Source organism: Corallococcus sp. AS-1-6 (genome assembly GCF_020037015.1).
Classification (GTDB): Bacteria; Myxococcota; Myxococcia; order Myxococcales; family Myxococcaceae; genus Corallococcus.
Genome location: NZ_JAIQDE010000014.1, coordinates 190,702 through 202,308, shown reverse-complemented (window position 1 = coordinate 202,308; position 11,607 = coordinate 190,702). Strand labels below are relative to the sequence as shown.

Below are 11,607 nucleotides of genomic sequence, written 5' to 3'. Positions count from 1 at the left end.
GTTTTTCACGATTTATTGGTAGGTATGGAGTACGGCGGAGCCCGGGTCCGGGGGCGGTCCAGGGCCGTGGCGTGACCGTCCGCGCTCCCACGGGGAGGGAGGCGGACGGCCCGCGAAGGCATGGGCGAAGGTGTTCCCGGGCACCCGACGGGGACGGGTGACCGGGGTGGAGCGTCGCGGGCCAGCGGCCCTTGTGACGTGAGACGGGACTGCCTACTGGGCCGACACGACCTGCTGCGTGAGCGCCGGGTCAGCGAGGATGTCCGCTTCGTTGAAGAGGACGGTGCGCCACTGCTTCTGGGAGAAGCGCTGGGTCTGGTCCGTGAAGTAGGGCGAGGCCGGGTCGCCGGACTGGCCGTAGGTGAGCAGGGCGCGCGCGTCCACGCCGGTCGCGGTGTACGCCAGCGCCAGGATGAAGCTGGAGCCGTTGCTGACGACGTAGCCGTTGGTGCTCAGGCCCGTCTCCCCGTTGAGCACCGTGCCCCGCGCGGGGACGGGGTCGACGAGCGAGGACTGGAGCGTGCCGGAGATGGCGACGTTGGCCACGCCGTCGCGGTTGTGCCCGCCGTGGATGGGGATGCGCAGGCCGGCGCGCGGCGCGAACTGCACGGTGCCCAGCGGCGCGTCCACGGCGATCTTCGCGGTGCCCAGCAGCGTCACGGCCTGCGCCAGCTTCACGAGCGCCGGGTCCTCACCCTGCGCGGGCGCGGGCGTGAGCGTGCTCGGCGTGGTGAAGGGGGCGTTCAGGTCGAAGGCCGTGTCGAAGAGGGTGCCCTTGTTGAGCAACTGGTTCACCGGATACGTCCCGATGAACTCGCGCCACAGCACCGCGCCCACGCTGTCCGTGTCGAAGCGGCCGTTCCACGCGGCCAGCACCGCGCAGGCCTGGGTGAGGTCCACCGTCTTGCCCTGGTACGTGGCGGACGGCGTGCGCTGGCAGCGCTCCACCAGTTGCGGGCGCAGCAGCTCCGCCACCGAGCTGCGGTTGTTGAGGATGGCCGCCTGGAGCTCCTCGAGCGTGAACTTGCCGTCCGCGCCGGAGGCGCCGTCCGCCGACTGCTCGGTCAGCATCACCAGGTTCATGCGCGAGCGCGGCTGCTGGCTGCGGCGCGCGGGGCCGTGCAGCGGGGAATAGCCCTCCAGCGGCTGCGCCGGGTTGGTGAGCCAGTAGCTGTCGTTGGCGTTGTAGGTGAAGTCGCGGCGCGCCAACTGCGGCACCTGGGCGAAGGGCACCAGGCCGGGGCTGCGGGCGCCGGGGGCCTCCACCCACGCGTTGACGGAGGTGCTGCCGTCCAGCAACACCAGGTTGAGGTTGCGGAAGAACAGCGTCGCCACCGGATCCGCGCCGGAGATGGCCTGCTGCCACGCATCCAGCGCCGCGGTGCTGAGGTTGGGCGTGGCCGCGGCGTCCGTGTACCAGGCGTTGCCGTCCCGGTCCGTGGCCAGGGTGTTGACCCAGGGGATGCCCTGCACGGTGGCGAAGGCGTCCTTGAACTCCTGCAGGTTCCTGGCCCGGTTCATCGCGTGGAACTGGGCCAGCAGGACGGTGTTCTCCAGGTTCGCGTCCCGGTAGGTGTACGCCACCTGCGCCGTCCAGTCCGTCACGCCCGGGATGGCGAGCATGGGCCCGAAGTGGCTGCTGTAGAGCGTGCGCGAGACGTTCGTCAGCGAGCCGTCCGGCAGCCGCACCAGGATGGTGTGCGTGCGCGAAACCATCTCGCGCTCCTGGCCGTCGTACGTGTAGTGCGTCGGCTTGCCCGGCACGAGCTTCAGCCGGTACAGCGTCATCCGCTGGCCGGCGGACACCGTGTGCGTCCACGCGACGTTGTCGTTGAAGCCGATGAGCACCCCGGGCACGCCCACCAGGGACGCGCCGTAGACGTTCATCACGTCCGGCACGGTGAGGTGGCTCTCCCACAGCCGCAGCTCGCCCTGCCAGGGGAAGTGCGGGTTGGCCACGAGCATGCCGTGGCCGGTGGCGGAGCGCTCCGCGCCAATGGCCCAGCCGTTGCTGCCCAGGTCGTGGTCGCGAAGCTGCTGGAAGGCCTGGGGCGGCGGCACGTCGATGTGCTGCCCGCCGGTGACCGTGGGCGGCTGGGCGTTGGTCACCGCCGCGACGAACTGGTAGCTGCTCGAAAGCAGCGCCAGGCTGATGTGGTACGCCATCAGGTCCACGTCGTCGATGGGCCTCACCCACGCGGCGTTGGCGCAGGCCGCGGGGCGGGCGGCGGGCTCCACCTGGGACAGGTAGTGGTTGTAGCCGGCGACGTAGCCCTGGATCATCGCCCGCACGTCCTCGGGCAGCGCCGGCAGCGCGTCCTTCGCGCGCGCGTGGACGCCCAGCGCGAGGTAGCCGAAGTCGCTCGCCACGTTCGCGTTGCCGGCGCCCGGGCCCAGGAACCGGGCCCGCTCGCTGCGCACCTTGAGGATCTGATCCGCCAGCGTGCACACGTTGTCCTGGGCGAACGCGTAGCCCTGGCCGAAGGCCGCGCTGCCCAGGGTCTTCGCCGTGATGTGCGGGACGCCGTTGCCCGAGCGCCGGATCGTCGCCTCGTACCGGGGCGCCGGCTCCGGCGCGGGCGGCGACTCCGGCGCGTCATCGTCGCAGGCGGACGCGCCCAGCAGCAGCGCGAGCGCGAGCGCACGATGCCTCCAGGGGCCGCGACGTGGGGAGTGCGAAGGTGCTGCGAAAGAAGGCCTCGGAGAGCGGGCAGGGGGCATCGCGCGCGGAGGATAGGAAAAGCTGATTCACAAGGTCAAATTGACCAGCCGTGATTCTGAGCCATTCCTTTGGAACTGAATTAACTTGTTATCCGAGACAAATAGGATGTGACGCGTCGGCCTGCGACAGGGGCTCAGGCGACCTGTGGGTGGACGTCGTCACTGGGGGCCTTGGGGCCCTGTCCCCAGAGCGCGGCGGGCGGCTCCGCGAAGCCGTCCGGCACGGCGTGGATGCCGTAGACGCACTCGTGCGGCGAGCCGCCCTCCAGCTCCAGCAGCCGCTCACAGCTCCCGGCGTCCAGGTCCACCACGTAGAGGGCCGCGGGCCGCTGGCTGCCCACGAGGAAGCGGTTGCCGCCGAACGGCGCGAGCCCCCGGACGAAGGGCGGGTCGCCGGGGATTTGCACGTGCTTCGTCCAGCTCCCGTCACACGCTTGTTGCACGAGCCGGTTGCCGTGGGTGTCGTTGTAGACGAGCGTGTCCGCGTGCCGCAGCAGGTTGTGGTTGGGCCGCATGATGCCGTCCTGGCGGGCCACGACGCGCGCGGGCCCCTGGTCCGGCAGCAGCACGCCCACCCACGAGGACGTGGTGAAGCTGGAGGCCATGAAGCGCAGCGCGAAGAGGCTGGAGGGCCGCGCCGCCTGCTCCTTCTTCCCCAGGCGCCGCTGCAGCGCGCCGGGCAGGTCGAACCACCACTGGATGCGCCGCGAGGCGCGCGAGGGCACGAAGCCGAAGGACAACAGCAGCCCCTCCGGACAGCGCGCCACGCTGTTGACGTGGACGAAGTCGAACGCGGCGGGCAGCTTGCGCGGGTCCCGGTAGTCGTCACACGGCTCGCCGTGCAGCGCGTCCAGCAGGTTCAGCTCCCGGGCCAGCGCCGTGTCCTCCCGCCAGCTCCAGGTGCGCAGCACGGCGCCGTCCCAGCCCAGCTTCATCACCACGTCCGACGCGCTGGCCGTGACCCAGACGCCATCCCGCTCCACCAGGATGTCGTGCACCTGCCCGAGCAGCGGGTGCGTCAGCTCCCCCACCTGCCTCCACGCGCGGTCGAAGACATAGAGGCGGTCCGTCACCGACACCACGATGCGCTCCCCATCCCCGCTGATGCCCCGGGCGCCGCGCAGCCCGCCGCGAGGGTTGGGGTCGAACGCGCGAAACGGCGACTCGGGGATGGGCCACGTCGCCAGCACGCGCCGCTCCTTCACGCTGACGAGCCGCACGGAGCCGCTGTGCGCGCCTGGCTCGGTGATCCGGATGATGCTGCTGACCAGGAGGCGCGTGTCGTTCATGTCGAAGGTGGGCGGGCCGCCGGGCCCTGACGGAGGAGGTGCGCTCTTATAGGCGATTTCGGGAAGAGGTTTTCTTTCTTGTATTGCCTGGCTCTCGTTGACCGCGTGAGTTGCGTCATGGAACCATCCCGGCCCCTTCACAGGTGAAAGGCAGGTCGCAGCGTGAATCCCGGGATTGATCTCGCATCGCAGGTGTCCTCGCTGGCGGCCCGCTTCCAGGGCTTCCTTCGGATGGAGCCCTCCGCCGCGAACCCCGCCATCCTCGGGTGGATCCAGGAAGTGGAGACCCTGAGCGGGATGCTGACGGACGGGGCCGTGGCCCGGCTGGGGCCGCACGCCGCCTCGGTGGACAACCTGAAGCTCACGGTGCGCACCGCGCTCACGCGGCTGCTGGACTTCAACTGGGTCAGCCCGGAGGTGAAGACGGCGGTGCACGGGTACCTGGAGCGCAACCCGGCGGCGCGGCAGGTGGGCAAGTACCGCTTCTCCTCGGACTGGATGTCCAACTGCGAGGCCGAGTGGCGCGAGACGCTCGCCCCGCTGATGGGCGCCCCCGGCGTGCGCGCGCTGGAGATTGGCAGCTTCGAGGGGCGCTCCTCGCTCTGGCTGTTGGAGAACGTGCTCACGCACCCCACCTCCCGGCTGACCTGCGTGGACCTGTTCCAGGGTGACGCGGCGAAGCGGTTCGACGAGAACCTGGCGGCGAGCGGCGCGGCCGACCGCGTGGAGAAGCGCGCGGGCCTGTCCGGCGTCGTCCTGCGGCAGCTCCCGCCGGAGCCCGTGTACGACTACATCTACGTGGACGGCTCGCACGAGGCGTATGACACGCTGGAGGACGCGGTGCTGTGCTTCCGGCTGCTCAAGCCGGGCGGCATCATGACCTTCGACGACTACGGCATGGCCACCGCGCAGCTCGCGAACTACGACAGCATCGACCGGCCGGACATCGGCATCGACGCGTTCGTCTCCGCCGCCGCGCGCCACCTGAAGGTGGTGCGCAAGGGCTTCCAGCTCACCGTGCGGAAGCAGCCGGCGTAGGCGCGGCGGTCCGGCCCCCGGGCGCCTGGAGCAACTGCTCGATGGCGTCCGCGGCCGAGGCGTTGCGCTCGCTGTCATGGAAGCGCTCGCGCAGCGGCTCCATGGCCTTGCGCCACCGGGGATCGCCCACCAGCGCGTCCAGGTGCCGCAGCATCTGGGACGCGTCCAGTGTCTTGGGCGGGCAGTGGACGCCCAGGCCGCGCAGCTCCACCTGGCGCGCCACCGCCGGCTGGTCGAACGCGAGCGGGACGACCACCATGGGCACGCCGAAGTAGATGCACTCCTTCACGGTGTTGAAGCCGCCGTGGGTGATGGCCACGGCGGCGCGCTCCAGCAGTTGGAGCAGCGGGGCGTGCTTCACCGCCACCACGTTGGAGAGCGCGTCGAAGCGCTGCGTCTCGTGGGTCGGGTTCACCGCGAAGACGAACTGCCACTGGGGCCGGGCCCGGGCGACCTCGAACATGGCGTCCAGCACCCGCGTCTCCAGGGCGCGGCTGTAGCCGCCCATGCCTCCCAGGGAGAAGAGGATGAGCGGCTTGTCCGCGGCCAGGCGCTCCCAGGGGAAGTCGGACGGAGGGCGATCCAGGTCCACGCTGGGCCCCACGTAGAGGTACGTGGAGTCCACGCTGCCGGAGGGCTCGGCGAACTCGCGCGGGGCGAGGATGAGCTCCGGGATGCCCCGCACGAGGATGGGCTCGGGCTCCGTGGCCAGCTCCTCCACCGGGTAGCCGTAGCGCTGGGCGATCCGCGCGTTGCGCTTGCGCATCGCGGGCGCCACCCCCAGCAGCTCCATCAGGGACAGCAGCGTGTGGACGCCCACGGCGCGCACCCGGCGCGGGAAGGCGGTGGCGGGACGGGCGAGGAACGGGTGGACCAGCTCGCGCGGGATGGTGACGTTGAAGAAGACGGCGGGCACCTGGCGGCTGCGCGCCACCATGGCGGGATAGGGCAGCATGGAGTCGCACACGACGACGTCCGGCCGCGTGCGCTCGAAGAGGTCGTCCAGCGCGCCGTCGCCAATGGCCTTCAGCGCGTCATCCACCCGCCGCGAGTACTGGCGCAGCTTGCGCACGTGCTCCAGGAAGCCGCGGGCCCCGAAGGCGTGGAAGCTGCCCTCGGGGAACTGCGCCTCCAGCACGGGGAAGAACTCGAACCCGGCGCGCAGCACCAGCTCCCGGGCATCCACGGGGCCCGCGTACACCACGTGGTGGCCGCGCTCGCGCAGGGCCCGGGCGGCCTTGAGCGTGGGGTTGACGTGGCCGTGGCTGGGGTAGGGGGCGATGAGGACGTTCGCCATGGCAGGAGGCCGCGTCAGTCCGGCAGGGAGGTGTTGCTCGCGATGGCTTCGTCCGCGGCGCGGGAGAGCTTCTCGAACACCGCCTTCGTCTGCTGGAAGCGGGCGGCCCAGGGGGCGTTGGGCAGGAAGCCGAGCCGGCCGAAGAAGGCGTGGAAGCGGGCCTGGAACGCGGCCTTCTCCGCCTCGGGGGCGTCGTTCTGGATGACCATCAGGGCCAGGAAGTAGAGGCCGAAGAACCAGAACATCGACTCGCGGTGGCGCCCGGCGTCGATCATCTCCCGCGTGCCTTCCAGGTAGGCGCCCCGCAGGTGCGCGCGGAGCTTGAAGCCATAGGGCACGTCGCCCTTCTTCACCTCCACGGCGCGGTCGAAGGCCCTCATGAAGTCCGCGAGGTAGCCCTCCACCTCCTGCCGGGACAGGTCCGCGCAGCCCAGGAGCGCCAGGCACTCCTCGTGGAGCGCCGCGTGGCCCTGCCGCTCCAGCAGCTCCCCCGACAGGACGTAGCACTGGCGGACGGTGATGGGCTTCAGGTGGGACAGCGCCACGAGCCCCGACAGGTACACCATGGCGGCGTGGAAGTTCAGGAGCATCCGGGGGATGGCCCCGGCGCCGGCGTCCTGCAGGGCCTGCTCCAGGTGGCCCAGGACGGCGCGCCGGTGGGAGTCACAGCGGGCCTTCACCCAGGTGCGGCGGGGGAACTCCCGGGCCACCTGTTCGTGCAGCGTCTGGAAGGCGCCGGTGGGGTCCGCGAGGATGCGGCCCTCGCGCACGTTGTCCGCGTGCTCCGGGTTGGAGACGACGGCCTCGAACTTCTGGAACAGCGCCGCGTCCAGCACGGAGCACTCGACGATGACGCCCTTGTGGAGCATCTCCAGGCGCGACGCCCGGGCCTGCTCCGCGTCGCTCGTGGCGATGACGAGGTCCACGTCACGCCACGCGCTGAAGGGCGTGTCCAGCGGGAGCGACGCCATGCGCCCCGCCACGTAGGCCCCCACGAAGCCGGGGATCCGGCTGCCTTCGGTGTCCACCCAGTGCTTCGCGTGCTCGAGCGCGTCCCGGACGATCATGGTGTCTGGCTCCGATGCCTCGGGGTTACAGGGCTTCGGAGGGCCTGTCAACGCAAGTCGCTGATACATGGGAGTGACGGATTATCAAGACATCCCGGCTCGCGGGGCGCGGTCGCGATTCGAGCTGCGATGTGGTGGGCGCGGGCGTAGTGGCTGAGCCAGACCTTCGGGACTTTCGTACCTGGGGGATAAGGCGCGTTTCCGTGCGTTACACTGGAGTGCAGGGGCCTTCGCGTCAGTGGGCCAGGGGGTTGGACAATGCGCGTTGAAGTCCTGCTCGGGTGCGTGGTCCTCCTCTTCACCGGCTGCGCATCCGTGCCGCACGCGTCCGGAAGGACGCTGAGTTACACGTCCTCCACGGCCACGGACTCTCCTGGGGCGTGGGCACGTCCCGTTCGCACGGAGGCCAAGGCGGACGTCTGGGATCGGCTGCTGACGAACGCGGGCCTGGAAGCGCGGGACGAGCGCCCTCTGGGAGGGGGGCTGAAGCCCGCGCAGGCCGCGCGTCTGCTGGAGGTGCTGCTGGGAAAGCCCGTCACGTTGAGCACCTTCCCGCCTCGCATGGCCGTGGGCTTCATCCTGCGCGAGGTGATGGAGGGAGGCGAAGTCACGCGGCAGGAGCTGTTGCGGCGGGTGGAGCGTTTCTCCCGGGAGCAGATCGCGGTGCTGCGACCGGATGGCGCTCTGGCGTGGGCCCTCACCGGGCGCACACAGCAGAAGGTGGCGACGGTCGAGTGGAAGGACGGCGCCTTCCGAGCGCATGGCTTCGAGCTGGGCCGCTTCTACAGCGGCAAGGGGGGTGTCTTCCGGACTGTGGACGCGCGGCTTCAGGCCTCGGATTGGCGCCCGCTGGCCGAGGTGTACGACGACGCGGATGTCATCAACCGCACCCTGGATGGAGCGGAAGATGCGTTCGTGGAGCTGTACCACGCGCTGGGCCAACTGCTGACGCGCCCCGTGGACAGCATCGCAGGGCTGAGCAACCTGCCAGCGGGTGTAGCAGCGCTCATCACTTCGTCGCCCATGTACTGGGAGCGCTTCCAGTCCATGACCCGTGGCGAGCAGATCCGTGAAGTGTCGCGGCTGACGACGGGCCTGATCATGACAGGGGGCGCGGCTTCGGCCACGACGCGGACGCTGAAAGGGATGGCGCTGGGCGCGGAGGCCACCGTGCCGGTGCTCTCGCTGTCGGCGGAGGGCGCGCTGGCGTTGGAGCGCGTCGCGGTGCCTGCAGGGCGCGCGGCGGCTGCGGTGAGCGGCGGACCCGGTGCGGTCGTCATCCTCCAGCGGGCGAACACGACCCCGAATGGAGGAGCACCTTCCCAGGGGCCAGGGCAGTGGGGGCCCGCCCAGGAGTCGATGTCCACGCGTGCCCGGCGCTACCAGGAGCAAATCACGGGGCATACGGCGGATGAGGCGTACTGGGTCGCAGGCGTGAAGTTCGATGGATTCAAGAAGGGTGTGTTACTGGAGGCCAAAGGTCCCGGCTACACGAACAAGTTTCTCGATACGCTTGATCCGAAGTCCTGGTTTGAGCCGACAGGCGCCAAGGGGCTCGTTGATCAAGCCCTGAGACAACGGGACAGCGTCTTGGGGATGGGGATCGCGATTGAGTGGCACGTTGCTGAAGAAGGAGCCGCGAAGGCCATCCGGAAATTGCTTCAGGACAATGGGGTCCGTGAGATTGCGGTCATCCACACCCCGGCACTGTGAAGAGAGAACACCGTGACAGCCAAGCCCAAGGCCAGGCCCCCTCCCGAGACCTACTACGCAGGGGCCTACTGGGGAGCGCGCAAGGAGTCGCCTGAGGAGTGCGCCAGACGCACGGCTGAGTTCCTTACCTTGCTGGCGTCATGCGACCCCTTCCTCTCTCAGTGGTACCTGCCCACGCGATCACCCAAGGAGTCGCGTGAGTACCCGCTGATGCCGCCCGATGTGCCGATGCTCACGGAGCAGTTCCGGCTTGGCGTCAACCGCGAGAAGGGAGGCCCTGCCATCGAGAGACTGGGGTATGGCTTCTGGTTCGGTAACGGGGGGCGTGATTACGACCGTGCGAGTCTGCGCATCTACAGTGGGGGCTACTCGGAAGCGGGCTCAAACTCCTGCGTGTTGACGTTGCCCACGCTCGGTCGCAGTCCGAACGCAGAGCGGCTGATGACGACTCCCGTTCTGATGGAGGTCGTGCGCAGTATGGCGCTGGCATGGGAGCCGGAATGGGCCGTGGCCATGTCCCATGCGCATAGAGACATGGAAGATCCGGCGAGTCAGGAGGACATCTCGCTGGGCTGGGTGACCTACCTGTCCCGTGACCGGGGAACGGTGCCGCCGCTTCCTGCTCCGGTGCGCATCGAGCCTGTCGAGGACAAGGGCACGTTGATCATCTTGACCCCTGATCGATTCACGGCCACCAACCCCGAGCACATCGAACTGGCGCGGCGGGTGCGCGAACTGCTGGCCCGGGCGGGACTCATGAGATCCGCGGCGTCCTGAAAGGGGACGCGCGTCCGAAGAGGCGGAAGAGGACCGGCACGACGAGCATGTTGAGGAAGGTGGAGGACAGCAGCCCTCCCAGGATGACCACGCCCATGGGGGCCTGGATCTCGTTGCCTGCTTCGCCTCCCGCGATGACCAGCGGCACCAGGGCCAGCCCCGCGCACAGGGCCGTCATCAGCACGGGCGCCAGACGCTCCAGCGAGCCCTGCACCACGGCCTCCGCGAGCCCCTTCCGCTCCACGGTCATCAGGTGCTCGTAGTGGCTCACCATGAGGATGCCGTTGCGCGTGGCGATTCCGAACAACGTGATGAACCCCACCAGCGACGCCACGCTCACCACGCCGGAGGTGAGCGCCACCGCCAGCACCCCGCCGATGAGCGCCAGCGGCAGGTTGATGAGCGTGAGCAGGGCGTTGCGCACGGAGCCGAAGGCCACGACGAGCAGCATGAAGACGCCGACCACCACGCCCACGCTCAACCAGCCGATGGTGCGCGTGGCGGCCTCCGCGCTCTCGAACTGTCCCCCGTAGTCCACGTAATAGCCCGTGGGCATGGGCACCTCGCGCGTGATGCGGGCGCGCAGTTCCTCCACCACCGTGGACAGGTCGCGCCCCGCCACGTTGGCCTGCACCACCATCTTGCGCTGGACGCCCTCGCGGCTGATGGTGTTGGGGCCTGTCTCCCGCGTGAGGCTCGCCAGCATCTTCAACGGGATCCGGTGGCCCGTGGGCGTGTCGATGGGGGTCGCCGCGATGGCGTCCAGATCCTCTCGGGAGGCGTCATCCAGACGCATTGTGATGTCCACCACGCGCTGGCCTTCCAGCACGGTGCCGACTGTCTCTCCGGCGAAGGCGCGCTCCACCGCTTCGGCCACCTCTCCTGAAGTGAGTCCGTAGCGGGCCACCGTGTCGCGGTCCGCGCGGATCCCAATCTGGGGGATGTCCACCTGCTGCTCGATGGCCACGTCCACCGCCCCCGCCGTGGTCTCCGCCACCTTCTTCACCTGCTCGGCCAGCGTGCGCAGTTGGTCGAGGTCATCGCCGTACACCTTCAACGCGATGTTGGCGCGGGTCCCCGACAGCATGTGGTCGATGCGATGGCTGAGCGGCTGGCCGATGGTGACGATGACACCCGGGACCTGCGTCAGCGCCTTGCGAAGGGCCTCCAGGAGCTGTTCCTTGCTTCGCGTTCCCCGGGACAGGTCCAGCCCCACGTCCAGCTCCGCCGCGTTGACGTCCTGGGCGTGCTCGTCCAGCTCCGCGCGCCCCGTGCGCCGGGAGGTGGAGGTGACCTCGGGGAAGGACAACAGCACCTCCTCCACGCGCCGGCCCAGCCGGTCACTCTCCTGGAGGGAGGTTCCCGGCAACGTCACGACGTTGAGCGTGAGCGTGCCCTCGTTGAACTCGGGGAGGAACGCGCGCCCCAGGAACGGCACGACGGCGAGCGTGGCCACCAGCGCCAGCCCCGCCCCCGCGAGGATGGCCCGGGGATGTACGCGAGCCCCAGCGGAGCCAGCATCCGCCCCTCCAGCCCTGACAGGAAGAAGAGCGGCAGGAAGACGAGGATGATGATCAACGTGGCGAAGACGATGGAGTGACGGACCTCGATGGAGGCCTGATAGATGACCCCCAACATGGGCTGCCGCTGGTCCTCCGGCAGGTGCGCGTTCTCCCGCAGACGGGCCTGTTCAACGCCGCTGCCG

The 11,607-nt window shown here is 69.6% G+C and carries 9 protein-coding genes; 3 read left to right on the top strand and 6 right to left on the bottom strand.

Annotated features, from left to right (window positions below; translation table 11 throughout):
* Positions 1-213 precede the first annotated feature (213 nt).
* Together K8612_RS21065 and K8612_RS21060 are read right to left on the bottom strand one after the other, a co-directional pair.
* A complete protein-coding gene (locus tag K8612_RS21065; RefSeq protein ID WP_223763590.1) occupies positions 214-2,721 on the bottom strand; it encodes an acylase in 2,508 nt (835 codons plus the stop codon).
* A gap of 134 nt (positions 2,722-2,855) precedes the next feature.
* On the bottom strand, positions 2,856-4,010 hold the full coding sequence (locus tag K8612_RS21060) for a hypothetical protein (protein WP_223763589.1): 1,155 nt from the start codon (positions 4,008-4,010) through the stop codon (positions 2,856-2,858).
* A 162-nt stretch (positions 4,011-4,172) separates the two neighbouring features.
* Between K8612_RS21060 and K8612_RS21055 the strand changes: the two genes are divergently transcribed.
* Positions 4,173-5,048: a class I SAM-dependent methyltransferase gene (locus K8612_RS21055; RefSeq protein WP_223738232.1), complete on the top strand. Its 876-nt coding sequence runs from the start codon at positions 4,173-4,175 to the stop codon at positions 5,046-5,048.
* On the opposite strand, the gene K8612_RS21050 is transcribed toward K8612_RS21055, so the two are convergent.
* A complete protein-coding gene (locus tag K8612_RS21050; RefSeq protein WP_223763588.1) occupies positions 5,023-6,345 on the bottom strand; it encodes a glycosyltransferase in 1,323 nt (440 codons plus the stop codon). The two genes, K8612_RS21055 and K8612_RS21050, sit on opposite strands and share 26 nt — an antisense overlap.
* A 14-nt stretch (positions 6,346-6,359) precedes the next feature.
* Positions 6,360-7,412, bottom strand: a complete 1,053-nt coding sequence (locus K8612_RS21045) for a hypothetical protein (protein ID WP_223738234.1) — start codon at positions 7,410-7,412, stop codon at positions 6,360-6,362.
* Positions 7,413-7,973: 561 nt separating this feature from the next.
* Here K8612_RS21045 and K8612_RS39310 point away from each other — a divergent pair.
* Positions 7,974-9,125 (top strand): Tox-REase-5 domain-containing protein, encoded by a 1,152-nt coding sequence (locus K8612_RS39310; RefSeq protein ID WP_306799692.1) that lies wholly within the window; start codon positions 7,974-7,976, stop codon positions 9,123-9,125.
* 12 nt (positions 9,126-9,137) lie between these two features.
* Positions 9,138-9,902: an immunity 52 family protein gene (locus tag K8612_RS39305; protein WP_223763587.1), complete on the top strand. Its 765-nt coding sequence runs from the start codon at positions 9,138-9,140 to the stop codon at positions 9,900-9,902.
* Here K8612_RS39305 and K8612_RS21030 read toward each other — a convergent pair.
* Together K8612_RS21030 and K8612_RS21025 are read right to left on the bottom strand one after the other, a co-directional pair.
* Positions 9,880-11,358: an efflux RND transporter permease subunit gene (locus tag K8612_RS21030; RefSeq protein WP_223763586.1), complete on the bottom strand. Its 1,479-nt coding sequence runs from the start codon at positions 11,356-11,358 to the stop codon at positions 9,880-9,882. The two genes, K8612_RS39305 and K8612_RS21030, sit on opposite strands and share 23 nt — an antisense overlap.
* Positions 11,274-11,540 (bottom strand): efflux RND transporter permease subunit, encoded by a 267-nt coding sequence (locus K8612_RS21025; RefSeq protein ID WP_223763585.1) that lies wholly within the window; start codon positions 11,538-11,540, stop codon positions 11,274-11,276. The genes K8612_RS21030 and K8612_RS21025 overlap by 85 nt, the downstream gene beginning before the upstream one ends.
* Positions 11,541-11,607 lie beyond the last annotated feature (67 nt).

Excerpts from the sequence above, each read along its gene's own strand:
- K8612_RS21045 (WP_223738234.1), bottom strand. The coding sequence starts at position 7,412 with ATGATCGTCCGGGACGCGCTCGAGCACGCGAAGCACTGGGTGGACACC.
- K8612_RS21065 (WP_223763590.1), bottom strand. The coding sequence starts at position 2,721 with ATGCCCCCTGCCCGCTCTCCGAGGCCTTCTTTCGCAGCACCTTCGCAC.
- K8612_RS21025 (WP_223763585.1), bottom strand. The coding sequence starts at position 11,540 with ATGTTGGGGGTCATCTATCAGGCCTCCATCGAGGTCCGTCACTCCATC.
- K8612_RS39310 (WP_306799692.1), top strand. The coding sequence starts at position 7,974 with ATGGCCGTGGGCTTCATCCTGCGCGAGGTGATGGAGGGAGGCGAAGTC.
- K8612_RS21050 (WP_223763588.1), bottom strand. The coding sequence starts at position 6,345 with ATGGCGAACGTCCTCATCGCCCCCTACCCCAGCCACGGCCACGTCAAC.
- K8612_RS21060 (WP_223763589.1), bottom strand. The coding sequence starts at position 4,010 with ATGAACGACACGCGCCTCCTGGTCAGCAGCATCATCCGGATCACCGAG.